Source organism: Sphingobium sp. BYY-5 (genome assembly GCF_022758885.1).
Classification (GTDB): Bacteria; Pseudomonadota; Alphaproteobacteria; order Sphingomonadales; family Sphingomonadaceae; genus Sphingobium.
In genome coordinates this window covers 476,987-503,238 of record NZ_JALEBH010000001.1, presented here as the reverse complement: position 1 = coordinate 503,238, position 26,252 = coordinate 476,987, and the positions used below count along the sequence as shown (strand labels likewise).

The following is a 26,252-nucleotide window of genomic DNA, read 5'->3' as shown; positions in this document are numbered from 1 at the left end:
AGGATGGGGATTTTAGAGTGCGGTTGAGAATGCGCCTATGACGCAATTGCGGCACCAGCCCTCACCCCACCCGGCCACCCAACGGCAGTATTCTATATTCTATGGGTGGCCGGGTGGGGTGAGGGCTGGTGCGGTCGCAAAATGCGCTCTTTCGCGCATTTTCAAACAAACTCTTACCACCCCTTCTCCGTCGCGATCCAGCCATCGATCTGGCTTTCCAGCACGGTCAGCGGCACCGCGCCCTGCGCCAGCACCGCGTCGTGGAAGCGGCGCAGGTCGAATTTCGGTCCCAGCGCGGTTTCCGCCCTCGCCCGCAATTCCCGGATCTTGATCTCGCCCAGCTTGTAGCCCAGCGCCTGGCCCGGCCAACTGATATAGCGATTGACCTCCGCATCGATATTCGCGTCGCTGAGCGCGCTGTTCGCCTTCATGAAAGCCACCGCCTTCGCCTTGTCCCAGCCCTTGGCATGGATGCCGGTGTCCACCACCAGACGGCAGGCGCGCCACATTTCATAGGACAGACGGCCCATCATTTTTTCGGGCGTGTCGTAAAGGCCCATCTCTTCGCCCAGATATTCGGTGTAGAGCGCCCAGCCCTCCACATAGGCGGTAAAGCCAGCCAGATATTTGCGGAAGGGCGGCAGCGGCAATTCCTGTTGCAGGGCGATCTGGTTGTGATGGCCCGGCACCGCTTCATGGGCGGTGAGCGCTGGCAGTTCCCAATAGGGCCGCTGATCGAGTTTCGAAGTGTTGACGAAATAGGTGCCGGAAATGCCGCTCTCCGGCGCGCCGGGCATATAGTAGGCGGTCGTCGTTCCTTCCGCCTCCGCTGCCGGGATGGGTTTCAGGCCATAGGGCAGGCGCGGCAAGGTGCCGAAATAGCGCGGCAGCAGGCCGTCGATCGTCTTGGCCTGACGCGCGGCGACGCGCAGCAACTCTTCGGGCATCTTGGCATAGTAGGACGGGTCGGTGCGCAGATGCTGGATATAGGCGGCGCGGCTGGGATAGCCGGCCTTGGCCGCAATTTCGTCCATCCGCATACCGATCCGCGTGACCTCATCCAGGCCGATCTGGTGGATCTGGTCCGGCGTCAGGTCGGTCGTGGTGTGGGCGCGCACGCGGCTGGCATACCAGGCCGCGCCACCGGGCAGCGAGGAGGCGCTGTCGCTCTTGCGGCAATGGGGCAGATAGTCCGTCACGAACAGGTCGTGCCATTTGCGATATTCGGGCGTGATGACGTCACGAATGACCGTCACAGCCTGGGCCTGCATCGCACTCCAGTCAGCATCGCCGATGTCGCGGGGCTTGGGCCGCTTGAACGGCTCGTAGAAGCGCGTCTCCTCCGGCTTGCCGTCGACGATACCGCTGATGGTCGGCGCATAATTTTGCAGCACGGAGCAGGGTTGAACATAGCCGCCCTTGATCGCCTGCCGCGTGATGGCGAGCGCGTCGCCATTCTGCTTCGGGTAGAGCGTCAGCCGCTTCAGATAGCTGTCATAGTCGGCGCGATTGTAGAAGGGCAGCCCGTCGGCCATGCCCGAAAAGCCCTGATGCCAGCCATAATAAGTGGTGAAGAGCATCAGCCGTTCGGCGGGATGGCGATCGCTGTCGATATCGTCGCGCAGCATCCAGAGCAGCACGTCGCGATTCACGCGGTCGGCAGCGTCCAGCCCCTGCGCCGGCACTGCCTCCAGCCGGGTGACGAAGCCTTGTTCCGCCCTGATCTGCGCGTCGCGGGCGGCCAGCGACATGTCGTAGATGCGGTCGTCATAATCGCGCACGCCGCGCGCGGTCGCCTCGACCGGATGAGCAGACAGCCACCAGACCCAATGGTCATCAATGATCTTGGTCAGTTGGTCATGGGACGCCTGCGCGTGCGCCAGGACAGGCGCGACCGCAAAAGCCAAGGGGACGAACATCATGGAAAGAATCTTACGCATGGGCGCAATGGATCGCCTGCCCCGAAGCATTTAGCAAGAGGATCAGACGCCCGCTATCAGGCGGCGGCCACACCCTCGGCTTCGACAATATCGTCGCCGGCGTAAAAGCCGCGCACCCGCACACGCTTTTCGACATGATCGACCGGCACGCGGAGCAGGACCAGGCGATAGCTGCCGCCCAGATCGCGCTGGAGCAGGAAGCCGGCTTCGTCGCGCAACAGCCTGCCGGTTTCGTCCACGCCAGCGCCAATCTGTGTCATGGGCGTCAGTCTATCGCGTCCTTGACGCCCTTGCCAGCCAGGATTCCCACGATCAGGAACAAGGCGAAGATGGCAATGGCGATGAAGAAAAAGATCTTGGCGATGCCGACGAAAGCACCGGCCGCGCCACCGAAACCCAGCAGCGCCAGAACGGCCGCGATGACGAGCGAGATGATCGCGAGCTTTATCATGAAATATCCCTCCCAATTTTTTAAACGGCAATGGGTGCTTCAACCCATGGCGCTGCCGCTTGTTCCGCCCGCATAACAGAAGGATAGGGAAGTATATTCCGCATTCCCGGAAGGTCAGACCCAGCCTTCCAGCACCTGGTTGGGTGGGCGATGACCATCGACCCAGGTGCGGATATTGGCAATGACGCGCGCACCGGTGGCGTCGCGCCCCTCGAAGGTGGCCGATCCCACATGGGGCAGCAGGACGACGTTGGACAGGGCGAGCAGGCGCGCATCCACCGCCGGTTCATGGGCATAGACGTCGAAGCCCGCCCCGGCGATCCGCCCCTGCTCCAACGCCGCGATCAGCGCCTGCTCATCGGCAACCTCCGCGCGCGAAGTGTTGATGATATAGGCGTCCGGACGCAGCAGCCCGATGCGGCGCGCGTCGATCAGGCCCCGGCTGTCGGCGTTGAGCGGGCAATGGATGGAAAGAATGTCGCTTCCGGCCAGCAGCGAGTCCAGTTCGCCATGCCATTCCGCCTCCAATTCCTGCTCCACCTCGAAGGGCAGGCGATGGCGGTTATGATAGGCGATGGACAGGCCGAAAGCGCGGGCGCGGCGGGCAACGGCGCGGCCGATGCGCCCCATGCCGATGATGCCCAGCTTCTTGCCGCCGATGCGATGGCCCAACATGCCGGACGGACTCCAGCCGCGCCATTGCCCGGTGCGGACCAGCTTTTCCCCTTCGGCCAGGCGGCGCGGGACCGACAGGATTAGCGCCATCGTCATGTCGGCCGTGTCCTCGGTCAGGACGCCGGGCGTATTAGTGACGATTATGCCCTTCGCGCGGGCGGCAGGCAGGTCGATATGGTCGACGCCGCTGCCGAAGCTGGCGATCAGTTGCAGCCGGTCCGACGCACCCTCGATCAGGGCGGCGTCGATCTGGTCGCTGATGGTCGGCACCAGCACGTCGCACTGGGTCATGGCGCGGGCGAGGTCGGTGCGATTCATCGCCACGTCGCCGACATTGAAGCTGGCGTCGAACAGTTCGGCCATGCGCGCCTCCACATCGGGGGGCAGGCGGCGCGTGACGATGACGCGCGGCTTGGCGGGGCGCGGTCGAGTCTTGCGCGGGTTCTGGGCCATGCCTCAAGCCGCTATTCCTGGCCGGGGCGCGGGTCAAGCGGATATGCCCGGCCGGACGATTGAATGGCGGATGATGGAAGGGCTGTCGCAAAGCTGCGCAAGGGGTTATGGGATGGCCATGGGTAACGGGTTTGCGATGAAGCGGTTTTGGTTGGGTATAAGCGCGGGGGCAGCGCTGACGGCGGCGGGCGCCGGGCTTGCGGCGCCCGCCAAGCCGGTGCCTTATTGGGCATCGCTCGCCCAGGACGAAGCGCGGATGCGCGTGGGACCGAGCCTGGATTACCCGTCCAACTGGGTCTATCGCCGCCGCGATCTGCCGGTGAAGGTGGTGCAGGTACTGGGCCTGTGGCGCAAGGTCGAGGATGCGGACGGCGCGCAGGGATGGATGCACGTCCGCCTGTTGAGCGACACGCCGACCGCGATCGTCCGGGCGGAGATCGCACCCATGCACGAATCCGCCAAGGATGACGCGCGGACCTTGTTCCGGGCGGAACGTGGTGTGGTCGGGCGGCTGTCCAGCTGTTCGAGCGGTTGGTGCGCCTTCGACGTCAAGGGCCAGCGCGGCTATGTGAAGGCGACCGACATCTGGGGCGCCACCGATAAATAGGATTTGCCGGCCTTAACTTCGCACATGCCCCGTAAGTTTCGACATATTCATATGCGCGTAGGAAATTTCGTTACGAGCAGGGTGCGGTTGTAGACAACCCGCAAGAACCGCTTTCCGATTTAACGAAATGGTATCGCGTGCGGTAGGCCTAGATGGGGAAGCGACAGTCCCTTTTCCTCCATCGTCATCCCCGCGGCCCGAAGGGCGACCGCAGGCCAACGCGGAGCACCATCTCCCCTGCACAAGTCTTGGTGAGACGTCGGGAGATGGATTCCCGCCTTCGCGGGAATGATGACGGACTTGAGTGGTTTCCTGCCATTTTCCATTCGTCATGCTGAACTTGTTTCAGCATCCATCAGGCCCAGCAAACCTTCGCTCAATCCGGCGAAATGGACCCTGAAACAAGTTCAGGGTGACGATGAAGGTTAGGTCCGCAACTGGTCGTTGACCGCCTCTAGCCCGGCCCGAAAATCTCCCCCCGCTCCGTTACTGCCCCGTCCCCGCGTCCACGGTGCGGCGGGTATAGTCGATGCGGATGCGCACCCAACTGCCCACCATCACCTTGCCATTGACGCGCGGAGGCATCACCAGGAACTGCCAGGCCGCCAGCCGCACCGCCTTGGCAAAGCCCGACCCCAGCGGCGATTCGCCCAAGGTCTGGCAATTTTCGACATGATAATGGTCGACAGTCTTGCACGCGACCAGGCCATATCCCTGTGCCGGGGCATTGGCGGGCATATAAGGCCCCAGTTCCGCATCGGTCGGCCGCCGATACCATTCCGCCTCGAACAACTGCACCCCACCCGGCCCCTCGCCCGGCCCGACGACGGCTGCGCTGTTGCCCTGCCCCTGCCCGGCGCCTTGCGCGGCCTTGGGCATGTTGCCGATGTCGGCCGACGCCATCTGCTCCCGGCTCAGCGACAGGAAGGGAAAGGGCGAAGGCGGCTGTTCCGCAGGCTTTTCCACCGGCACCGGCGGCCGCACCACCGGCGCGGCCTGCTTCTGCGGTTGCGCCTTGTCCTGCTCGCGCTTTTCCGCCTTCTCGGCCTTGGCCTGTTCCTGCTCGGTCCGTTCTCCCTTCTCCACATCGAACGTCACCGGCAGCCGCTTATCCTCCTTGGGCGGCTCGAACCGGGGCGACAGGGTGAACAGAGCCAGCAACAGCAACAGGTTCAGCACCAGCGCGAACGCGAGGCCGCCCGCGCGCTGCCGTACCTTGGCCCAGGGGATGGAAGAGAAAATCAAACGCGCCGACCGAACAGGACTTTAAAGAAGGGGGTCATGCCCAGACGGCGCCGGACAGTCAACGCCGTGTCGGGGGTGGACGGCGCATTCAATGCTATGCCGGGGTCGCGGCACCCGCCTGCGCGCCTTATCCCAACTCACCTGTTCCCCAGCGCAGGCCGGGGTCCAGTTCATGCTCGCAAACACTCGCTCCCGCGCCTGTCCGCACAGGCGTTCAGCATATATCCTCTTCCCGCACCACCGGTCGGCTTTCCCGCGTCGCGCGCATCCGGCTCGTCTTGTCGTCCGGGTCGCTGGTCAGCACGACATGGTCGTCATGCACCTCCAGCAGCACCCCGGCAAAGGGCATTCCCTCCAGACTGCCCGTCACCCGATAGCTGACCGAATCGCCGACCTGGAACGTCGCCGGATCGGTGTTGAAGCTGAACGGGCAGCCGCCCTCACCCATGCCCTGCATCGCGTCTCTCCTTTACGAAGCAATCCTACCGGCCGCCCTGCTACGATCAAGCATCGCCGGGCAAAACGCCAAAGCCATCGCATCCCCGCTAAAAGGCCCGCTCGATCCGTCGCGCGAAAGGATCGGCTGGGCAAAAGCGCTGGCAGGCACGAACGATCTCGGCTAGGCCCGCCGCGATGCTTACCAGGCTCTACCAATGGACGCTGGCCAAGGCCGCGCACCGCCACGCCGAACGCTGGCTTTTCGCCATTTCCTTCATGGAATCGAGCTTCTTCCCGATCCCGCCGCACCCGCTGCTGGGCCTCATGTGCCTGGCCCGCCCGGAACGCGCGCTCCGCTTCGGTTTCATCTGCACCCTTGCCTCGGTGCTCGGCGGATTGTTCGGCTATGCGATCGGTCATTTCCTCTATGAAGCCGTCGGGCAACAGATATTGCACGCACTGGGCCTGGCGGAAAAATTCCCGGTCGCGGCCTGCTATCTGCGTGAAAACGCCGCGCTTATTATCCTAGCAAAGGGCGCGACGCCCATCCCGTTCAAGCTCATCACCATCACGGCGGGCTTCATCGGGCTGCCGCTCTTCACCTTCCTCTGGGCCAGCATCGTCAGCCGCGCCTTCCAGTTCATGCTGGTGGGCTTCCTCTTCTGGAAATTCGGCCGCCCGATCAAGGCGTTCATCGAGAAATATCTCGCCCTTCTCTCTGCCCTCTTCCTCGTGCTGCTGGCCGGCGGCTTCCTTGCCGCCTCCATGCTGAGCGGCGGCGGGCAGAAGAGCGATAAATGTTCGGGCGCCATCATGGCCACCATACGCTGACCGCCGACATGAAGGACAGGAAGACCGCCTTCGCCCGCCACCCCAAGGTCGCGGCGCTGCTGGCGGGCCTCCTGTCCGCTACCGGTTTCGAACCGCTCAAACTCTGGCCCGTCACCCTTGCCTGCCTCGCCCTGCTGATCCTGCTGGTCGAGCGCGCACCCGACCGCCGCGCCGCCTTCTCGCGCGGCTGGCTGTTCGGCGTCGGCCATTTCACCCTCAGCCTCAACTGGATCGCCCACGCCTTCACCTATCAGGATTCGATGCCGCACTGGTTCGGCTATGCTGCGGTCCTGATCCTGTCCCTCTACCTCGCCCTCTTCCCCGCCCTCGCGGCGCTGGGCGCGTGGTGGCTCTCCTCCAAATCCGTCCCTGCCAGAGGAGGATGGATTGATGACGGCTGGAAAGCCCTCTCCTTTCCCCTCCTCTTCGCCGCCGCCTGGCTCGCCGCCGAATATCTGCGCGCGACCCTCTTCACCGGTTTCGCCTGGAACCCGCTGGGCGTCATCCTGCTGCCGACCGGCATCGCCATCGCCGCAACAGTCATCGGCACCTACGGCCTGAGCGCTCTCACCATTCTCGCCGCGGGCAGCCTCCTGCTTGCCGTCCGCCGCCGCTACCGCCCGGCCGCTGCGATCTTCGTTCCGCTGCTGCTGCTTGCCTTCTGGGGCCATCTCTCCCCTGCCCCGCCGGTGCCGGAAGGCGCACCCCGCGTCCGTGTGGTCCAGCCCAATATCGGCCAGGACGAAAAATATTCGCCAGCGGCCGAATATCGCAATTTCCGCAAGCTCGCGACGCTTTCGGGCCAGCCTCGCCCGGCCCCGCGCCTGATCTTCTGGCCCGAAGCGGCGATCCCCGCCTATCTCGATATGGAGCCTGACTGGCGCGCGCGTCTCGCCGGCCTGCTCGGCCCCGGCGACCTGCTGCTGACCGGCGCGGACAAGGTTTATTTCAAGGCAGTTGAGGAAAATGGCGTCCTGGGGAACAAGCTCGCCGGCGCCAACAACAGCGTCTGGATCGTCACGCCGCGCGCGACTCTTACCGGCCGCTACGACAAATCGCACCTCGTTCCCTTCGGCGAATATCTGCCGCTGCGGAACATATTGGAGCCGATCGGCCTGTCACGCCTCGTCCCCGGCGACGCGGATTTCTGGCCCGGTCCCGGTCCGCAGAGCCTGCCCCTGCCCGCCACGCTCGGCCGCCCGGACCTCAAGATGGGCGTCCAGATCTGTTACGAGATCATCTTCTCCGGCCATGTCATCGACGCGAGGAATCGCCCAGCCTTCCTCTTCAACCCGTCCAACGACGCCTGGTTCGGCAGTTGGGGTCCGGTTCAGCACCTTGCCCAGGCCCGCCTCCGCGCGCTGGAGGAGGGCGTTCCCATCATCCGCGCTACCCCTACCGGCGTTTCGGCCAAGATCGACGCGCGCGGCCATGTAATCCGCGCGCTCGGCCTCAATCGCGCGGGCTATCTCGACGGCGGCCTGCCGCCCGCCTTGCCACCGACGCTCTTCGCGCACATCGGAAACTGGGCCGCTATCGCGGTCATGGCGCTGCTTTTCGGACTGGGCATTGCCTTGCGCCCCAGCAAAAGCTAATAGGCACATAAACTTTTCTTTATGTCGCTATTCGCCCAAACATCTTAACGGGAGTCCTATGCGTAACACTTACCTCTTCACCTCGGAATCCGTTTCCGAAGGCCATCCCGACAAGGTTGCGGATCAGATCTCCGACGCCATCGTCGACCTGTTCCTTTCCAAGGACCCTGAAGCCCGCATCGCCTGCGAAACGCTGACCACGACCCAACTCGTCGTCCTCGCCGGCGAAATCCGTTGCAAGGGCGTCTATGAAAATGGCGAATGGGCGCCGGGCGCTCAGGAAGAAATCGAAAAGACCGTCCGCGAAACGGTGAAGCGCATCGGTTACGAGCAGGATGGCTTCCACTGGGAAAGCTTCCGCTTCGAGAATAATCTGCACGGGCAGTCGGCCCATATCGCACAGGGCGTCGATGCCAGCGGTAACAAGGATGAAGGCGCGGGCGATCAGGGCATCATGTTCGGTTACGCTGCCGACGACACGCCCGACCTCATGCCCGCGACCCTCTATTACAGCCACAAGATCCTGGAGACCATGGCGGCTGACCGCCATTCGAAGGCCGCGCCCTTCCTGGAGCCGGACGCCAAGAGCCAGGTGACGCTCCGCTACGAAGGCAGCACACCGGTCGCCTGCACCGCCGTCGTCGTGTCCACCCAACATGCCAAAGGCTATGACCAGGGTGAGAAGGAAGCCGAACTGAAGGCCTATGTGAAGTCCGTCGTGGCCAAGGTGATCCCGACCGACCTGCTTTCGGACGAAACCGTCTATCATATCAACCCGACCGGCAGCTTTGAAATCGGCGGACCGGACGGCGACGCCGGCCTCACCGGCCGCAAGATCATCGTCGACACTTATGGCGGCGCATCGCCCCATGGCGGCGGCGCGTTCAGCGGCAAGGACCCGACCAAGGTCGACCGTTCGGCCGCCTACATCACACGCTACCTCGCCAAGAATGTGGTTGCCGCCGGCCTGGCCCAGCGCTGCACCATCCAGATCGCCTATGCGATCGGCGTTGCCGAACCGCTGTCGCTCTATGTCGACACCCATGGCACCGGCACCGTCGGCGACGACAAGATCGAGGATGCGATCAAGGGCATTTCGGAACTGGGTGGCCTGACCCCGCGCGGCATCCGCACGCACCTTGGCCTCAATAAGCCGATCTACCAGCCGACCGCTGCCTATGGCCATTTCGGCCGCAAGCCCGACGGCGACTTCTTCCCCTGGGAAAAGACCGACCTGGCCGACAAGCTCAAGGCCGCTCTTTAAGAAATACCCGCCATCCCCGCCTGCGCGGGGATGGCTTCCATCAGAATGGCGTTCCCCGGCGCAGGCCGGGGTCCAGTTCCGCTATATGGACTGGACCCCGGCCTGCGCCGGGGAACATCATTTCAGCGCCAGCGCATCCTTGCTTTCACTGCAAGACCAGCGCCAGCAGATCGGCCGTGGGCACCCCCGCCGACCGCAGGAAGCCCTGATAATAATCACACCCTTCGCGGGCGAGCAGGTCAAGCTGCTGCTCGGTCTCCACCCCTTCGGCGATTACCTTCAGTCCCAATGACTTGGCCATGTGGATCACCCCCCGCACGATGATCCGGTCGCGGGCGCTCCCGGCAATATCCTGCGCCAGCCCGCTGTCGATCTTCAGATAATCCAGCGGCAGGGTCTTGAGATAGGCCAGGCTCGAATAGCCCGTTCCGAAATCGTCGATCGCCACCGCCAGCCCCTCGCTACGTAGGGCGCGGAGCAGCGCGGCGGCCGCATCGACATCCTGAATCAGTCCGCTCTCGGTAATTTCCACCGTCAGCCGCGCGCGCGGAAAACCGCTGCGATCAACCATCTCCAGCAGGTCCGTCATGAAACGCGGCTGGGCGATGTCGGCGGCAGTAACGTTGATCGACAGCCGCAGATCGGCCAGCGCAACCGGCCAGGCCGCCGCCTGCCGCAACGCCTCGCCCAGGATATGCGCCGACAATGGCAGCATATAGTCGGATCGTTCCGCCGTCGAGAACAGGATGCCTGCGCCCAGCGGCCCATAATGGGGGTGGTTCCACCGGGCCAGCGCCTCCACCCCGCTGATCCGGTCCGACGCGACCGGATATTGCGGCTGGAACACGATGCTGATCTCACCCCGGTCCAGAGCCAGCCGCAAGTCCGTCTCCAGCCGGTCGGGGTCGACCTGCCGGCTCTGCTTCTCGGCTGACAATATGCGGATACCCTCTCCCCCGCCCTGTCGCGCGTCGGCCAGCGCCGTGCCCGCGCGCCGCAACAGCAGCGTGGCGTCATCCTCCACCCGCGCCTGCGCGATGCCGCAGCGCGCGGTCAACCGGATCAGATGATCGCCCGCGCTGAACGGCCGCCCGATAGCCCCGATCAACTGCCGCGCCAGGAAGGTCGCCCGTTCGCTCGCCGCTGCCTCGCCGGTCATGCCGACCAGAAATTCCGTCCCCGCGATTCGCGCCACCATTGCGCCGGGGGCCACATCATCGACCATCCGCTCGATCCGCCGGGCGATCCGGCCCAGCAGCGCGTCGCCCACCACCTGGCCATAGGCGGCGTTCATCCGTTCGAACTGACTGATGGACAACAGCAGCAACGTGGTCGGCAGGCCCTGCCGTCGGTCCAGCCAGTCCAGCGCAGCCTGCCGCGATCGCAGTCCGGTCAGATAATCGCGCTGCTCGCCGTCGCGCTCATGCCGCTCGGACAGCCATTCGACATCGGCGGCAAGCTGCCCGTCCTCGATCCGCAGATGATGGACCAGCCGATCGCCCGGCCGATCCGGCACGCCATGCGCCAACGCCGCCGGTCGCCCCGCCCGCGCCATCGCCTTCAACGCCGTCAGCACGCCCTGCCGCTCCGCACGCGGCAACCGGCGCAGCAGCGCGACGGGCGCGATGGCCGGCGCGTCCAGTCCCAGATGCCGCGCCAGCGATTCGCTCAATCGCAACATTCCGTCGCGACCCAGTTGCCAGTAAAGCGCGTCCCCACGCCGGATGCGCTGCGCCCGTTGGCTCTGGCGCGCGCCACCGCCCAGCCGCTCGACCAACCGATGCGCCGACGCCAGCACGCCGCGCAGCCGGTCCTGCGTGAAGGGCATGGTCAGGAAATGGGTCGCCCCCGCCGCCAGCAGCGCCGGCACATGGGCCTCATCCGCCCCGTCGATCAGCACGACCAGTGCGCCGCCGCCTGCCTCCGTCGCAGGGACCAGCGGCTCCAGCAACATGTCCGCTTCGCTGTCTCCGCGCAGGTCGACCAGCACCACCTGCGCCTCGCTGCGCAGGAAACGCTGCGGCGCATCGTCGGGCCGGCGCGCGCCGATCGCCCGCCAGCCGATGGCCTGCACGGCCTGGCACAGTCCGTCGCGGTCTCCCGGCGACAGGATGAATAGACTGCGCTGCCCATCCGCTGGGGCGTCCCCGCTCACTTCACTCAGTCTCCCTGACGCCGCACATCGCACCGCATTTAACAGCAAGGCGTTACCGACCTCTTGGCATCACCGCAACGGGGGTGCTTGCACCTTCCCGGACCATCGCCTAGCTATGCTTGCATGGCCAATGCCGCCCCTTCGTCCGCGCCTTTGGTAGACGGCTTGGGCCGCCGGATCAGCTATTTGCGGATTTCGGTGACGGATCGCTGCGACCTGCGCTGCCGTTATTGCATGGCGGAACGGATGCAGTTCCTGCCGAAGAACGAGGTGCTGACGCTGGAAGAGATAGCGTTGCTGGCCGATCTCTTCGTCGCGCGCGGTATCCGCCGGATTCGGCTGACCGGTGGCGAACCGCTGGTGCGCCGTGACATTGGCGACCTGATCCGCCGCATCGGCCGCCATCTGGGCCAGGGTCTGGATGAACTCACCCTCACCACCAACGGCACCCGCCTTGCGACCCATGCCGACGACCTGTTCGACGCCGGGGTGCGGCGGATCAACGTCAGCCTCGACAGCCGCGATCCCGATCGCTTCGCCCATGTGACGCGCGGTGGAAAGCTGGATCAGGTGCTGGCCGGGCTGGACGCGGCGCGCGCCGCCGGTCTTGCCGTCAAGATCAACATGGTGGCCCTGAAGGGCGTCAATGACGACGAAATCCTGCCGATGCTGCGCTGGTGCGACACGCAGGGCTTCGACCTGACGCTGATCGAAACCATGCCGCTGGGCGATACGGGCGAGGACCGCACCGACCATTATCTGCCCCTGACACATGTCGCTGACGCCATCGGCGCGCATCACCCCCTTACCCCCATAGCCCATCGTACCGGCGGCCCGGCCCGCTATCATGCGGTGGAGGGGATGGGCGTCCGCCTTGGCCTCATCACACCCCTCACCCGCAATTTCTGCGCCGACTGCAACCGCATCCGCATGACCTGCGAGGGCAAGATCTTCATGTGCCTGGGCCATGAGGATCATGTCGATTTCAAGACGGCTCTGCGCGACGGCGGCCTGCCTGCCGTGCAGCCGCTCATCGACCGTGCCCTGCGCCTGAAACCCGCTGCCCATGATTTCCGCATCGGCGCGGGCGAAGGCGCCGCCACCCATCGTCATATGAGCGTCACCGGCGGATGAGCAGCGAACCGCGGCGCGCGCTGGTCGCGTCCCCCACCCAGGCGGCCCGGGCGGCCGAGGAACGGCTGCGCGCCGCCTATGACTTCGTGCCCGTGGAGCAGGCCGACATGGTCATCGCGCTGGGCGGCGACGGCTTCATGCTCCAGACGCTCCATTCCATGCTGGAAAGTCGCCGCATCCTGCCCATCTTCGGCATGAATCTGGGCACGGTCGGCTTCCTGATGAACGAATGGCGGCTCGACGGCCTGGACCAGCGATTGGCCAAGGCGAAAAGCTTCAAGGTCAATCCGCTGCGCATGATGGTCGAAACCGTCGATGGCGAGCAATTCTCGATCCCCGCGATCAACGAAGTCTCGCTGCTGCGCGAAACTCGCCAGACCGCCAAGCTGGAAGTACAGGTCAACGGACGCACCGTGCTGCCCGAACTGGTCTGCGACGGCGTGCTGGTGGCAACGCCTGCGGGATCCACCGCCTATAATCTCTCCGCCCATGGCCCGATATTGCCACTCGGCTCCGCGCTGGTGGCGCTGACCCCGATCAGCCCCTTCCGCCCCCGGCGCTGGCGCGGCGCGATCCTACCCGAATCCACCGTCATCCGCTTCGCCGTGCTCAATCCGATCAAGCGCCCGGTCAGCGCCGTCGCCGATCAGCGCGAGGTCCGCGACGTCGCCCAGGTGGAAATCCAGATCGACCGCACCACCACCTTGACCCTGCTGTTCGACCCCGAACATACGCTGGACGACCGCATCGCGGCCGAACAATTCATCGCGTAACTTTTAGCGACATTGCCGCTTGCCATATCCGGAAACCCGCTGCTATAGGCGCGGCCTGCCCGGCGAGAGCCGGGTTGCTCCCCGATAGCTCAGCGGTAGAGCATTCGACTGTTAATCGAATGGCCGTAGGTTCGAATCCTACTCGGGGAGCCATCGCCTTTTGTACGCTACGGCGCGATGCTACGCGCCAGCGTGCGATTTTCCGTACGCTACGATCTGTTTTGCCCGGCTGGTGACCAGAATGGATTGCAAGGCAGATCGAAGACGGGCGTAGAATAGCGATACCTTCCACGATCGCCCATCCCTTCAGAACACCAGTCGTAGAATCGGCGGCCATGGCGGGGAAAGACAGGCAATCGGCGGGCTATGACCACACGGCCAGCGGCGAGAGCGAGATTGCTCGTCGTTCTTCCAGGTCATCCGTGAACGCCCCCCACCGGTCGCGCCCCATCCGAATCGAGCAATACCCTGCCGCCATCGCCGAGAAGGCAGTCAGAACGGACACCAGATCATCAATGAATCCTTCGGCGAGTTTCGGGACAGACTTTCCGTAGGCAAGATAAATCGCATCGCGATAGTTCGCCTTGCCCCGGTACCTTGATGCTTCATGCAGGAAAGCGATGCTCTTCTTACCGAACGCCTCATCCCGTAGCGTGCGAGCGGCCTTGGTGCGAAAATTGTCGACGGCTAAAGCCCTGAACTCCGGCGACCGCCTAACCCGCTGCTCAAGATTCCATTGCTCCCAAGACGCTGTGCCGGACAGGTACTCCGCGTGGCATCCCCATGCCTGCTCAATGGTCGTTGGAATAGACGTCAGCGAGTGGCGACCTCGAGATCGCGGCACTGCCAGTTCTCTGTCAATGTCGGACGAAACCAGGCTGCTAAGCCGATCGCTGAAGGGCTCCATCGCAAGTTGCGGCGCCACAAACTGACGGTCCCACTGAAGCGCCGTCGTGGCGTGGGTCTCCGGAAATGAGCCATCGGCGGCGGCGATCATCGCCGAAGCCGCACCATACACCCCGTAGTACCAGGTCACGATCCCCACCCGGGCGACGTCGGCCTTGTTAGGCACGGTCGCCAGCCCCCGAAGAGCGGCGATCTGGTTCAACGAGAAAAGCAGCTGCTCGAGTACCGAGTTGAGCTGGGGCTCGGTGAGGTCTTTGCGTTGAACCCGTTGGTAAAAGGTTCTGGCAGTGCTGAATTTCAGGTTGAGGTCCGCAACCAGTATGGCCTTCGCCCGCATCCAGTTCAGGGTGGCCGGGAGCGCGAATACCGCGTCCGGAATCTCGTCCGGTGTTTCGGTCAGCGTTCCGTGGGCGCGCATACGTGCGTAAAGAGATGTCATTGTTGCGCGCCTCTCAGACTATCAGCAAAAGCGTAGCTCGACGCGCCGGGCATGCTGATCCACGTGCCGCCAGAGACGCCTCATTCAAGATCGTCCTCCACCGTTATCTCGTCTGGCCAGTCATCTGGAACGAGCGCCGGCGGCTTGTTCCACGGCGACTCGACCAACGCCTCTTGAAACCAGTCATCCCGAAGATTGGCGTGTTCCGTCACGATGATCTGGAACCTAGGTGCGTCGACTTCTCCAAATCGCTTTAGGAGCTCGAACAAACGCCGAACCGCCTCGAGATCTGCGTCTTTCTCGGTCTTCTCGATTGACCCGCCGGCTTCGGCGTAGAGGGTCTCGGACGGGAAATAGACTTGGGTGGGCTGGTCGATGAGGAGAAACCGCGGCAGCGGCTGGTGATTGTTTGCCGCGAACCGGTGGAGTGCCAGCAGGGCCGCCAGGTGATATGCTAGATGGTTCTCGCCGCCGCCGGTCCGAGGCATATAAATCGGACGGCTGGGCCGGTCGATCACCACGGTCAGATGGTGCAGGTCCAAGCGCGCCGGGAACTGCCCGAATTCGCCTCCCAGAGCCGTAATATAACCCGACATATGCATCGAGATGTTGTTCAGGGTCGAGGCTAGGCGCTCACCAGAATCATCCGCCCCAATCTTTCGTTCGAGATCTTCTACTCGGGCCTTTAGCCGGCGTTCCTCGGCCTGCAGCCGGGCGAGCTCTTCATTCGGCACGAGATTTTCAAGAAAAAGGCTCACGCGTCCGACGACACGCGACGCGGCATTGTTCCGATCCCCCATCCGGGCGATGACCTCATTGGCCGCAATCGCCGCAGAGAGCTCGACTTCTTTGCTACGGATCTGATCGCTGACCGACTGAACTTCGTTTCGCTGTTCCGCAAGGTAGGCGTCAAGCGCGGGGCGTTCGCCGACGACGGCCTTCATCTCCCGGTCCAGCGATTCCAGTTCGGCAAGCAGCATACCGGCGATCGGGCTGCCCAGCGCCAAGTTTGCCTCGGCGAACGGCCACTGCCACTCCCCGGTCTCCTTGTTGGTAGGCAGAGCTTTGATCGACGCTAGGCGGTCCCGCTGTTCGACCGCCTCGCTCTCAAAACCTTCTGAGCGTTTAGCGAACTGCACCGCAGCGTCGATCCGTCGTTGGAGTTCCCGGCGCTGCTCCCTGAGGGAGAACAGGTCCGTCTCAATGGCCGCAACCCGATGACCATCGTCCTCGGGAACGGGCGCCGGCGTCCATGCCAAAGCATTGCGAAGCATGTCGACGACAGCGACCCCGCCCCCTAGATCGGAGGCGAAGATACCCACTCCACGCGCCTCCGATAGCAATCCCAAAGCCCTCTCCTCAGAGGTTTCTATGGCGGAGGTCGCTTGCTCGAGAAGTTTGGCGTTCAGGCGGCGGTCCCGCTGCACTATGCGCAGTCGGGCTTCGAGTTCGTATCTGTTTCGCGACGAGACGCCCAACAGGATGGGCAAGGTGTCCCGTATCGCCTGGGGCTGAAACTGTTCATTCTGGCGATAGAAGAGCTGGTCCTTATTGGCGACGATCGTCTGCTTCTGAAAGAGATAATAGAAGGTGTGTTTGATGTTGGCGTCATAGCTCTCGCGACTGCTTTCGATCGGAACGGCAGTCGTGTTTTCCGGGATGCCTAGGACGCGCGAGAGCAGGGTCTCCACGCCGTTGTCATCGTCATTGACGATCAGCGCCTCGTAATCGGGCGCAGAAAGTTCCGAACCTCGCCGCACCATCGCCGTACTGCAGCTGCTTCGGCCGGCGCCGGGCGACGGCTTGGCGACAAGAACCTCTTCTCCGTCGAAATGGAAGATGACTGCGAACCAGCTGACGCGATCCCGGATTATGCCTTCGGGCACGTTGAACGTTGACCGCCCCATGCAATATTCAATGATCTCTGACAGCGCCGACTTGCCGGTCGATGAGCGGCCAGTGATCACGTTAAGCCCATTCAGATGGAACTTGAGGTCCCGTCGGCGGCCATCATAGCTGTAGAGGTGGATCGACTTAATCTTCATGGTCTGATCCCCAAGGTGGTATAGGTCGTCACACGATCACCGATCTGGGCGAACTCCTTACCGAGATATTTCGCCACTCGCTGGCACGCGACGGACTCTGTCGTTCCGGACGGTGTCTTGCGAACGCCTTCCGGCACGGTTTTCAGCCGACCGTCTGGCTCAACGATGATGGTGCCGAGCTGCATCAGAAAACCGAGCGCTTCCTGTGTGAACGGGAGAAGGGCTGTCACGCGATTGGGAAGATCCACCAGCATCTGAGGATTGGCCGCGATGACCTTGAGGAAATAGCTTCGATTGCCTTGCGCGAGAACCTCCCGCGAATCCCGCTGCAGGCACAGAGGCAGAATGAGCAGAGATAGCGAGAACGGCATGCCCCTTGAATCTTCCCCCTCGAACGCCGCCAAGGCCCGGAACAGCACCAAGCCACAGAAGGCCGGGTTGAAGAGATTTCGGATTTCGAACGGTCGTTCATCCCAGCGTTTCAAGCAGCGACTCCCAGCAGCTCTCCCAAGCGTTTCATGAACTGGGGATTCCAGAAGACCTTTGGGTTCGGCCGGGTGTTCGCGAGAATGTGGAACGCGCCGCGGACGACGTAGGGCTCGGTCACACGCTCCCGAATGCGAAGCGCCTGGGTCTCAAGCTCCGCCCAACGGTAGAGCTCTCGTCCGGCCGCCTTGAAGACCTCGTCTTCACTGGACCCTTGAACAGCCTCGAAGACGACTTCCCGATAGCGCGACCATTCATCGACAAGGCGGTCCTCATACTCCTCTATCTCACCTGGGACGAGGAGGTTTTCCCGCGCCCAACTCGATCGTTGCTCGAACGCCCTGTAATAATCGATGATCGCATTCTGAATCCTGGTCGCTGACAGATCGAGATCTCTTAGCTGTTCCACGAAAAGGCGAGGATCGTTTGCTGCATCGATTTGTCCATCAGGAAGCCTGCCGCGAAAGGTTATCGGCAGGCTGTCGGAACGATACTCTTCTGCGATCGCAGACAGTTTATCCGAGACCTCGTAGCCATAGACGGGATCGGTGCGATCGCCCGAGAGGACCTTGATCATCAGGCTGGTCCACCATCCCTCGAGTCGCTCGAACAGGATGCTTCGCGACTCCCGGCGGATCGTCCGCAGGTGTTGGTCGATCACTAGCTGGGGAATGTCGGTGATGCGAGGGCTGCCGTCGAAGATGGTGATACGAGCGTAGAAGTCGTGTGCTTCTTCCTCGCTCAGTCCGGCCAACTCGGCGCGTATCTTGGCGAGGGCTGCGCTCTGGCTCTGCGCGAGGACGGCGGAAGCCTTGGTCTCGCGGCTCTCTTCCTCTCCCGTGTCGCTTGCGAACATCGTCAAGAAGGAGGTCTCTGAAATCTCCGCTGTCGTGAACAGCATGAAGTTGGCGTCAGCAGCCATCCGCCCATTTTCGAGATAGTATTTCAGCCACACGCGAACCGACTTCCAGAAATCGGTATCGAGATCAGTGAGATGGTCTCCGGGGGCCTTGTGCTTTAAGGATGCCAGCGATTTTCGGCCGCTCGATGTGTCGAACTCAAGATCGTCGCTTTTCTCGATCAGGACGGAGGTGCTTTCCGGCAGCGACAGAATTTTTAGCAGAGCCAATCGGGGCTGGTAGATGAAACCAAGTCCCTGCTCGGCCGCGGAGTATGGCGAGCGCGCATCATTCATCAAAGCAAGTCCCCCTTGCGCTTCAATAGCTGACGCCGCGTGCCATCACATCCCGCCCCCCTAAAGATCAAAACCCCATCTTAATCATCAATAGAAGCTTCGACTAAAACAACCAAGACGTTAGCCAAAGATAGCGGATGCGTATCCTCAGCCAAGCGCCGTAACACTGGCCATCCGAACACGATCCTTAATCCATTTGCGGCCCGCAGCGAGGCTTTGGCGATAATCATCGGCCGCCATCGACAAAGACTCGGGCGATGTCGCCCGCTCCAAATCCTCCGTCGACCAGTCGTCGAGCAGACGCTTGGCAAGCGCGAAACAAGTGGCCTTGCCGACACGGTACGCGAGGGTCCGCTGAGACGCCTGAAGAGCGATCGCGCGTGCCTCGTCCGGGTCCTCGGCGTCACTGAACTCATTGGCCAGCTCGTCCGCCATCTTTGCGACCGCTGGATATAAGCCATTGACGAAGAGGATCTGAACCTCGCCATAGAACCTTGCGGCTCGCCCCTTCAGGCCACGATCGGCGATTTCATCGGGGTCATCCAGGATTTTGATCTCGGGAGCGCGTTCAAGCGCACGCGCGAGCTTGGACGCGGTCGCGCCATCGGGCGCATATCGCACGCGTGTCTTTGAGGCTCGGGGTTCTGTCCCCTTTGCTGGCGGCACGACGCCGACCGGTGTGTCTTCATCTTGTTCCGATTCAAGCGTGCTGGGCTCCGCCTCCGGGATGCCAGATGTGTGCCGCTCGGTACGCGCCGTCGGATCCGGCGCTCGCTTCATAACCTTGGTCGGCACGCGCAGCTCGTCGAGAAGCGTCTGTAAATCGGATTGAAGATCGTTGAGATCGTCCGCGCTATCTGGCGATTCACTCCGGATGACATCCTTGACCCAGTCCGGCATCAGTTCGCGGACAAGGTAAGCATAGTGATCAGATGTCAGCGGCGATCGATCGTGGCGCCACGTCAATGAATCCCGATACTGACTAGGAAAAGCCGCCTGATCACGTAGACGTATCTCAACAGTCAGGACCTTCGATCCAAACGGAATGCCAAAGGTCGGCGCGACAGATGACCAGACCTTCTGCGTACGAAAATCGTAGCGTTCGCCCCTATACACCAGCGCGCAAAAAGTAGTGGAACCCGTCGCCGCATTTGCGCGAGCGCTGTAGGTGTGACTCGATGCATCATGCTTAGGATCGTGGATGTAGCGAACGGTGACCCCAGTGGCAGAATCGGTGACGTCTTCGTACCTAGGCAAACGATCAAGGATTTCATCAAGCGTCTTGAGTTGACGAAATTTCCCGGTCTCGTCCTTACCGCCACCCTTCGTCATCGAAACGTCGATACGAACCTGCACGCCAGGTGAGAATTCTACAAAGCGTCGAAATATGGATGTGGCAATGAAGCTGCGATCTACCGCGACGCCAACACCAATTGGTTCAGCGACGGTGTCATGCGTGGGGCTTTCGCCGAACAACACGACCTCTGTCCAATCTTGATCTATCGAGGTTCCCTCAGCAAGAACCGTGGATGTGACATCATAGATGGTCTCATTGCTACCGTCTGCCAATTGAACGGAAAACCGGACGTAGGTGGCCTCGCCCTCGTCATATCCAATGGTGACTTCGTTCACCTCGCCATTCTTGCACGACCTGTATCGAATACCCTCCGGAGAGGCAGCCAGCCCCGACACCTTCGCGCCGATACCGAAGTTGCCGTCGAGCGACATCATCTTGTTGACCGATGAACTGAGATCGGTGGCCGTCTTGAGTTCTACCGCGGACATTCCGATGCCGGTGTTCCAGAACGTCAGCTTCCGTACTCCGTCGATGAGGGTCGGGAATATCTCGACGTTTCGATGACCCTCCGGCGCCAACGCCGCATTTTCGTCAGCGTTCTTGAAGAACTCGCGCACCAATGTGTTGATCGGAGCCTGCTGGATCAGGCGATTGATGAGGAAGGTACGATCACCAATCCCGAGATGCTCCGAACGCATGCGCCACTCCTTACAGTTTGAAGCTATCTTGCACGTCGTTCGATGAGCCGAACCGCCGCTCGAGGTCGGAAACCGCCTCCTTCAAAACCTTGCTGATCTTACGAATATCAGCATCCGTGAATTCGTAGGCTCTTCGGTTTGACAGGTTACCGAGCTTCCGAATTGCGTCGAGAGCAACCTGCGTTCTCCCCTCCGCCAGCCGTACGAAATTTGCACGCTTGTCACTGTCGGGCATGCCGAGTCTCCATTGCATCATATATGTAGCCTAGCCGCCAAACTTACGCAAGGATGCGATAAAATTCGCCATAGTACGCTGAAAGGTGTCTATTTATTGAGTGCATACGCGCATATGTCCGATGTCCGAGCTCGGAATTTCAACGCCCCTCCGCAATGGTTGCCGTGTGTGTTTGGAACACCGTTGCAGGATAGGGCGTCGACTAACACTGCTCTAGAATTGGAATCGGACGAGAGCCCTGGCCGGAGCAATGCCCGACCAATCCTCACTGTGCAGGAGGACACATGCTTCAGGGCTTGGAAATAGGTAAGCGGGGCCTGAGGGCCGCCTTGCGCGGCGCCCATTCGCCGGGATGATTGCCGCTCTTTTAGCGAGGTGGCGGGTGTCGGACGAGATCGAGGTTTCAGCAAGCGAACGGGCGAGTAGTCATATGAGTAATCGTATGAGTAGTCGGATCGAGGTCGTTAGCCGGGTGTCGGGTCGGCGGCGGTGGACGGTAGAGCAGAAGCTATCCGTGCTGCGGGATGCATTCGGCCCGGAGGGCTGCGTGCGTACGGCCTGTGAACGCCATGATGTCGGCAGCGGCTCGATCTACACTTGGCGGCGCCAGGCGATGTCCGGTGAGCTTGCCGGGGTTCGCAAGTTGGCCGAGCCGGCATTTGCGGAGGTGCAGATCAGCGAGCAGCCAGCCTTGCCTGCCCCGACAGTTGCAGCGAGCAGCGGCGGCGTGATTGGCATCGAACTGCCGTCTGGTATCAGGGTGAGCGTGGATGCCACGGTCGATGCCGATGCCCTGTCACGGGTGATCGGTATCCTGACGCGATGATCCCGCTGCCGCCATCGACGCGGATCTTCCTGGCCTGCGACGCGACCGACATGCGTAAGGGTTTCGACGGCCTGGCGGTGATGACGCAGCAGGTTCTGGAGCAGAGCCCCCATTCCGGTGCGCTGTTCGCTTTCCGGGGCAAGCGCGGCGATCTGGTGAAGCTGCTTTGGTACGACGGCCAGGGCATGTGTCTGTTTTCCAAGCGGATGGACCGGGGGCGCTTCGTGTGGCCGTCGACCAAGACGGGGTCGGTGGTGATGACGGCGGCGCAGCTTTCGATGCTCTTGGAAGGCATCGACTGGCGGCGACCTGAACGCACTTTCACTCCTTCATTGGCGGGGTAAAACGCCCATTTTCTGGTGCTTTTATTAGCGTTTCGACCATCGATCTGCTATATGATCGTGGTGTCGGACGCAGGCCTTTCCACCCCTGATAAAGACGCTCGGATCGCCGAGCTTGAAGCTGCATTGGCAGCTGCCCACGCCGATATTTCCGCCCGCGACATCCTGATCGATACGCTGCGCGTGCAGATTGCGCGCCTCAAGCGGATGCAGTTCGGCAAGTCGTCCGAGAAGCTCGATACCCAGATCGCTCAGCTTGAGCTGGCGCTCGAAGAACTCGAAGGCGAGGCCATCATCGTCGCCGCGCGTCGAGGCGATCCAGTAGCCGTCGATCGGTCATCACCGGTTCGGACGCTACCAGCTCATCTGCCGCGCGAGGAGCAGCGGATCGAGCCCGAGCAGGGTAACTGCACCTGTCCCGACTGCGGCGGCGCGCTGCGGCCGCTAGGGCAGGATAGCGACGAGATGCTCGATGCCGTGCCGGTGCAGTGGCGCGTCGTTCGGACCATCCGCCCCAAATATAGCTGCCGGGCGTGCGAGAAGATCGTGCAGGCGCCCGCGCCGGTGAAGGCGATAGCGCGGGGCAAGGCGACCTTCGGCACCCTGGCCCATGTCGTCGTCTCCAAGTTCGACCATCACCTTCCGTTATACCGCCAGGCCGAGATCATGGCCGCGCAGGGCATCGAGATCGACCGCTCGACGCTGGCAGGCTGGGTCGGCCAGGCATCTGTCCTGCTCGATCCGATCATCAACCGCATCCGCGAGGTCGGACTGACCGCTTCAAAGATCCACACCGACGATACACCGGTCCCCATGCTCGATCCGGGACGTGGCAAGACGGCAACCGGCAGGCTCTGGGCCTATGCCGTCGACGATCGGGGCTGCGGTGCCATGACCCCGCCGCTGGTCTGGTATGAGTTCACCACCGACCGGACAGGCGCACATCCCCAACGGCAGCTGGCCAGTTTCACCGGCTATCTTCAGGCGGACGGCTATGCCGGATACGACAAGCTCTACGACACCAACCGCGTCACCGAGGTCGCCTGCTGGGCGCATTTCCGGCGCAAGATATTCGACATTCATGCGACCAAGCCGACACCGCTCACCACTGATCTGCTTGAACGCATCGGCCAACTCTATGAGATCGAGGCGGAGGTTCGCGGCCACCAGCCCGATATCCGACGACGAAGCCGACAGGACCGCACCAAGCTGCTGATCGACGAACTGCGCCAGGCGCTCGACGATGCCCTGCGCCGCCTTTCGCCCAAATCCGAGATGGCCAAGGCCATTGCCTATGGTCGCAAGCGCTGGGTCGCTCTGACGCGCTTTCTCGATGATGGACGTCTGGAAATCGATAACAACATAGCCGAGCGCGCCATGCGCTGCGTGGCCCTGGGTCGCAAAAACTGGTTGTTCGCAGGTTCAAAAGCAGGCGGCGATCGCGCCGCTGCCATCTATTCCGTCATCGAGAGCGCCAAACTCAATGGCCTCGAACCACAGGCCTATATCGCCGACGTCATCGCCAGGATCGCTGGCAACTGGCCTGCTACCCGCTGGGATGAACTCATGCCGTGGAACTGGCGGACCGATCAGCAACCGATCGCCGCAGCCGCCTGATCTGCGGCCTCCAGGCCCCGCTTACGGAAATAGCAGGGGTTCCCGGCTCCTGCGGAACACCGGACGAATATCCACCGTCCCACAGCCGGCGACGCCTTGGCTAGGTGCTCGGTGCGTCGGGCGTAGAGCCGCTCCTGGGCCGGAGGACACGTTCTAATTGCAGCCGGAATGGCGTCTGGATTTGAGAAGGCGCCTTGAAAATGTACCTGAGCGCCTCCGCGTGAGCGGCGTCATCCAAGGTTTCGAGATGCGCAAGTATTTGGTCGGCCGTAGGCCCCAAGCCTTCAACTTTATTCCAGTTTGCAGGTAGGGCCGTCCAAACAACTCCCGCCATCCCTTTCGCCCGAGCCCAGCTACCGACTGCATTCTCGTGGCGAGCCAAACGGCTCCCTTTGCACGGCCAGTAACCAATCCGATGAGTAGGACAACCTTCCCGCTTCGCCAGAAGCGCAATGCCGACCTCCAAAGTTGGCGCATCGATCTCGGCCCAGAGCACTTCAACGCTCGGAGCAGTCTCCATGATCACTAGAGTGACGCGTCCGTCGCGCGACAGTCGAGCAAACTCCAATGGAAGTGCCGGGCCGTCGCTGCGCCAATTTCCAATGGGTAAATCACCGGGCTTCCAGATCAGGGATCCCCACCCCAGGCAGGCGATAGTCATATTACCTGTCGCCTCCATGGCACCGCACCTTTCGCGACCGCGCACCGTTTGATGCATTTTCCATCAACTGATGCTTCTCACCGTCGGCTCGGCTGAAGGCGATCGATGAGCATGCCCCAATAAAGCTCAGCCGCGCCTTCTTGCGTCAGCTTGGCGGTGTCTCGACCGCCGCCCATCGCCGCCATGCCCATGCTGCGCAGGAACATGGATTGGTCGTCCGCCTCGACGGACAGAAGCTCATTGTAGCCATTGCTAGCGGACGTCTCCGACGCCGAATAGGCAATGCCGCCAGCGAAGGTACCATCACCCAAAAAAACCGTGCAACGGGAAACCGCCTGTCCCTGCTTATAGACGACGGCCGCAAAGTGATCGGCATCCATACGGCGAAAGTCGCCTTCAATGCCGTCGTTCCTGGCCGCCAATTCGGCGAGCGAATTCTCGAAGAACCGCGCCATATATTCGAAGCTCTCGCGCTTGAACCGGTCCTTGTCCCGCTCCGTGAAGGCCTTGGCGAGTGCGAGATTGCTGGACCGTGGGCCGGCCGGGAGGAAGGAGCGCGGCTCATCAGCTTCGGCGACGACGGATCTGGTCGCTACCGCTGGAGAGGGCTTGGGTGTCAGCCGAGCTACCGCTCCCCGAACCGCCTTAGCGACTTCGAGCAGCGCCTGGTCGCGATCTGCATACTGGGTGACGGGAGTGCCGTTGGGCGGTGTCGCGTTGAGCTTGCCGAACGGAGCCCCATGCCAGTCGCACGCGCGCAGGATCACCGGGATAACAATCGCCTCTCCGGCCACGTGCCGTTCCATCGCGCGCTTCATCTCGATGTCGTAGCAATAGTCGGAGGCGATAAAGTCGGCGCTGACCAGCAGCAGGATGATGTCGTCGGTTTCAACATGCTGCTCAATGGCGCCGGCAAACTCCTCACCCGCGCCGATCCGCCTGTCATGCCAGGTCTCGATAACCCCTTGCCGTTTCAGGAGGGCGAGCTGTGTCTCGACTTGATCCCGAAGCGCCTCATCCACATGAGAGTACGAAAAGAACACGCTCGCCGCCATAAACTCTCCCTGGGCCGTCATGACTCGACCAACGACGGATCATCTTTCTAGTTCTCATTCCGTTCTATCGAAAACACGGCCCAGCGCATAGATGCCCGAGCCGGGCCCGAGACAATCAATCGCAAATCCACGAAATACTTCGTCTTTGCTCGTGTGAGAGGTCCAAGCCTCTCGTGGCAACGCTTCGGCATCGGCGAGCCAGGGCCCACAACTCCCCTGCACGTCACACCGCGTGCGCATATGAGGAGACCATCATGTCACGATCAAACATCAACCTGCCCCCGCGTTTCCTGCGGACCGTGGAGGCGGCTCGTTTCCTCGGCCTCTCCGCGCGCACGCTGGAGAAGCATCGAAGCTATGGCACGGGTCCTCAGTACCGAAAGCTCGGCGGGGTGGTCGTCTATTCCATCTGGATGCCTGCACGTTGGGCGCGTCCTATGCCTTGAAGCATGGCGTTGCATCGTTGCGCTGGAAAAAGATCATGACTTATGCCTGGTCGTAAAGCATTGCGCCCCGAGATGCTTGGTCGACGCCTCTCCGTGCCCGTCATCTGCGACGGGAGGAAATGAGGAAATACAAGTGAGTCATCTACCTACAATTCCGCCGCGCTTCCTTGTCACCAAGGAGGCTGCGCGCTTCCTGGCGCTTTCGGCTCGGACGCTCGAGAAGCACCGTACCTATGGAACCGGTCCGGTCTATCGCAAGATTGGCGGACGCGTCGTCTATGCGCTTTCGGATCTGCAGGCGTGGGCCGACAAAGGGCTGCGATACTCGACCTCGGAGTCCGGACCTGACATCGTCTATCCTGCCAAATGGCGCGCAACGCTGGAAAGGCCGCTCAAGCAACTGGAGGATATGACCGAAAAGGCATAGTCCGGTTGGCCCGCGGG

The 26,252-nt window shown here is 62.3% G+C and carries 24 protein-coding genes, 1 tRNA gene and 1 pseudogene; 12 read left to right on the top strand and 14 right to left on the bottom strand.

Annotated features, from left to right (window positions below; translation table 11 throughout):
* Positions 1–173: 173 nt before the first annotated feature.
* The 4 genes from MOK15_RS02525 to MOK15_RS02510 form a co-directional block, all read right to left on the bottom strand.
* Positions 174–1,940 (bottom strand): DUF885 domain-containing protein, encoded by a 1,767-nt coding sequence (locus tag MOK15_RS02525; RefSeq protein WP_242930159.1) that lies wholly within the window; start codon positions 1,938–1,940, stop codon positions 174–176.
* A 56-nt stretch (positions 1,941–1,996) separates the two neighbouring features.
* The gene (locus tag MOK15_RS02520; protein ID WP_242930158.1) at positions 1,997–2,200 is read right to left on the bottom strand and encodes a DUF5818 domain-containing protein; all 204 of its coding nucleotides are present in this window, start codon (positions 2,198–2,200) and stop codon (positions 1,997–1,999) included.
* Positions 2,201–2,205: 5 nt separating this feature from the next.
* Positions 2,206–2,391, bottom strand: coding sequence for a DUF1328 family protein (locus MOK15_RS02515; RefSeq protein ID WP_242930157.1), 186 nt, complete (start codon positions 2,389–2,391; stop codon positions 2,206–2,208).
* 114 nt (positions 2,392–2,505) lie between these two features.
* A complete protein-coding gene (locus tag MOK15_RS02510; RefSeq protein ID WP_242930156.1) occupies positions 2,506–3,519 on the bottom strand; it encodes a D-glycerate dehydrogenase in 1,014 nt (337 codons plus the stop codon).
* A 136-nt stretch (positions 3,520–3,655) separates the two neighbouring features.
* Here MOK15_RS02510 and MOK15_RS02505 point away from each other — a divergent pair, with 136 nt between their 5' ends.
* Positions 3,656–4,126 (top strand): SH3 domain-containing protein, encoded by a 471-nt coding sequence (locus MOK15_RS02505; protein WP_242930155.1) that lies wholly within the window; start codon positions 3,656–3,658, stop codon positions 4,124–4,126.
* A gap of 486 nt (positions 4,127–4,612) precedes the next feature.
* On the opposite strand, the gene MOK15_RS02500 is transcribed toward MOK15_RS02505, so the two are convergent.
* Both MOK15_RS02500 and MOK15_RS02495 read right to left on the bottom strand, forming a co-directional pair.
* Positions 4,613–5,371, bottom strand: coding sequence for a hypothetical protein (locus MOK15_RS02500; RefSeq protein WP_242930154.1), 759 nt, complete (start codon positions 5,369–5,371; stop codon positions 4,613–4,615).
* A gap of 214 nt (positions 5,372–5,585) precedes the next feature.
* Entirely contained in the window at positions 5,586–5,828 is a 243-nt protein-coding gene (locus MOK15_RS02495) for a hypothetical protein (RefSeq protein WP_242930153.1), read from the bottom strand.
* Between the two features lie 176 nt (positions 5,829–6,004).
* Between MOK15_RS02495 and MOK15_RS02490 the strand changes: the two genes are divergently transcribed.
* The 3 genes from MOK15_RS02490 to metK are packed head-to-tail and all read left to right on the top strand — an operon-like array spanning position 6,005 to position 9,499.
* Positions 6,005–6,640, top strand: a complete 636-nt coding sequence (locus MOK15_RS02490) for a YqaA family protein (protein ID WP_242930152.1) — start codon at positions 6,005–6,007, stop codon at positions 6,638–6,640.
* A gap of 8 nt (positions 6,641–6,648) precedes the next feature.
* On the top strand, positions 6,649–8,235 hold the full coding sequence (lnt, locus tag MOK15_RS02485; protein WP_242932606.1) for an apolipoprotein N-acyltransferase: 1,587 nt from the start codon (positions 6,649–6,651) through the stop codon (positions 8,233–8,235).
* A 58-nt stretch (positions 8,236–8,293) separates the two neighbouring features.
* Positions 8,294–9,499, top strand: a complete 1,206-nt coding sequence (metK, locus tag MOK15_RS02480) for a methionine adenosyltransferase (protein ID WP_242930151.1) — start codon at positions 8,294–8,296, stop codon at positions 9,497–9,499.
* Between the two features lie 145 nt (positions 9,500–9,644).
* Here the strand turns inward: metK and MOK15_RS02475 are convergent, their stop codons facing one another.
* On the bottom strand, positions 9,645–11,654 hold the full coding sequence (locus MOK15_RS02475; protein WP_242930150.1) for an EAL domain-containing protein: 2,010 nt from the start codon (positions 11,652–11,654) through the stop codon (positions 9,645–9,647).
* A gap of 123 nt (positions 11,655–11,777) precedes the next feature.
* Between MOK15_RS02475 and moaA the strand changes: the two genes are divergently transcribed.
* The 3 genes from moaA to MOK15_RS02460 all read left to right on the top strand — a co-directional run bounded on the left by moaA (position 11,778) and on the right by MOK15_RS02460 (position 13,714).
* The gene (moaA, locus tag MOK15_RS02470) at positions 11,778–12,788 is read left to right on the top strand and encodes a GTP 3',8-cyclase MoaA (protein ID WP_242930149.1); all 1,011 of its coding nucleotides are present in this window, start codon (positions 11,778–11,780) and stop codon (positions 12,786–12,788) included.
* Positions 12,785–13,561, top strand: a complete 777-nt coding sequence (locus MOK15_RS02465; protein WP_242930148.1) for an NAD kinase — start codon at positions 12,785–12,787, stop codon at positions 13,559–13,561. Before moaA ends, MOK15_RS02465 begins: the two co-directional genes overlap by 4 nt.
* 78 nt (positions 13,562–13,639) lie before the next feature.
* Positions 13,640–13,714: transfer RNA gene (locus MOK15_RS02460), tRNA-Asn, on the top strand.
* 211 nt (positions 13,715–13,925) lie between these two features.
* Here MOK15_RS02460 and MOK15_RS02455 read toward each other — a convergent pair.
* From MOK15_RS02455 to MOK15_RS02430, 6 genes are all read right to left on the bottom strand, one after another.
* Positions 13,926–14,906: a hypothetical protein gene (locus tag MOK15_RS02455; protein WP_242930147.1), complete on the bottom strand. Its 981-nt coding sequence runs from the start codon at positions 14,904–14,906 to the stop codon at positions 13,926–13,928.
* A gap of 80 nt (positions 14,907–14,986) precedes the next feature.
* Positions 14,987–16,951, bottom strand: coding sequence for a DUF3732 domain-containing protein (locus MOK15_RS02450; RefSeq protein ID WP_242930146.1), 1,965 nt, complete (start codon positions 16,949–16,951; stop codon positions 14,987–14,989).
* Positions 16,948–17,436 (bottom strand): three component ABC system middle component, encoded by a 489-nt coding sequence (locus MOK15_RS02445; protein ID WP_242930145.1) that lies wholly within the window; start codon positions 17,434–17,436, stop codon positions 16,948–16,950. Before MOK15_RS02445 ends, MOK15_RS02450 begins: the two co-directional genes overlap by 4 nt.
* Positions 17,433–18,632 (bottom strand): ABC-three component system protein, encoded by a 1,200-nt coding sequence (locus MOK15_RS02440; RefSeq protein ID WP_242930144.1) that lies wholly within the window; start codon positions 18,630–18,632, stop codon positions 17,433–17,435. Before MOK15_RS02440 ends, MOK15_RS02445 begins: the two co-directional genes overlap by 4 nt.
* A gap of 147 nt (positions 18,633–18,779) precedes the next feature.
* Positions 18,780–20,627, bottom strand: a complete 1,848-nt coding sequence (locus MOK15_RS02435) for a hypothetical protein (RefSeq protein WP_242930143.1) — start codon at positions 20,625–20,627, stop codon at positions 18,780–18,782.
* Positions 20,628–20,637: 10 nt separating this feature from the next.
* The gene (locus tag MOK15_RS02430; RefSeq protein WP_242930142.1) at positions 20,638–20,862 is read right to left on the bottom strand and encodes a hypothetical protein; all 225 of its coding nucleotides are present in this window, start codon (positions 20,860–20,862) and stop codon (positions 20,638–20,640) included.
* 430 nt (positions 20,863–21,292) lie between these two features.
* Here MOK15_RS02430 and MOK15_RS02425 point away from each other — a divergent pair, with 430 nt between their 5' ends.
* The 3 genes from MOK15_RS02425 to MOK15_RS02415 are packed head-to-tail and all read left to right on the top strand — an operon-like array spanning position 21,293 to position 23,646.
* Positions 21,293–21,688: a transposase gene (locus tag MOK15_RS02425; protein ID WP_242930141.1), complete on the top strand. Its 396-nt coding sequence runs from the start codon at positions 21,293–21,295 to the stop codon at positions 21,686–21,688.
* Positions 21,685–22,032, top strand: coding sequence for an IS66 family insertion sequence element accessory protein TnpB (gene tnpB, locus MOK15_RS02420; RefSeq protein WP_242930140.1), 348 nt, complete (start codon positions 21,685–21,687; stop codon positions 22,030–22,032). The genes MOK15_RS02425 and tnpB overlap by 4 nt, the downstream gene beginning before the upstream one ends.
* A gap of 51 nt (positions 22,033–22,083) precedes the next feature.
* Positions 22,084–23,646, top strand: a complete 1,563-nt coding sequence (locus MOK15_RS02415) for an IS66 family transposase (RefSeq protein ID WP_242930139.1) — start codon at positions 22,084–22,086, stop codon at positions 23,644–23,646.
* A gap of 738 nt (positions 23,647–24,384) precedes the next feature.
* Here MOK15_RS02415 and MOK15_RS02410 read toward each other — a convergent pair.
* Positions 24,385–25,362, bottom strand: a complete 978-nt coding sequence (locus tag MOK15_RS02410; protein WP_242930138.1) for a toll/interleukin-1 receptor domain-containing protein — start codon at positions 25,360–25,362, stop codon at positions 24,385–24,387.
* Between the two features lie 254 nt (positions 25,363–25,616).
* On the opposite strand from MOK15_RS02410, the pseudogene MOK15_RS02405 reads away from it, so the two are divergent.
* Together MOK15_RS02405 and MOK15_RS02400 are read left to right on the top strand one after the other, a co-directional pair.
* Positions 25,617–25,772, top strand: a pseudogene (locus MOK15_RS02405) (DNA-binding protein); the annotation flags it as partial.
* A gap of 169 nt (positions 25,773–25,941) precedes the next feature.
* On the top strand, positions 25,942–26,235 hold the full coding sequence (locus tag MOK15_RS02400) for a helix-turn-helix domain-containing protein (RefSeq protein WP_242930137.1): 294 nt from the start codon (positions 25,942–25,944) through the stop codon (positions 26,233–26,235).
* Positions 26,236–26,252 lie beyond the last annotated feature (17 nt).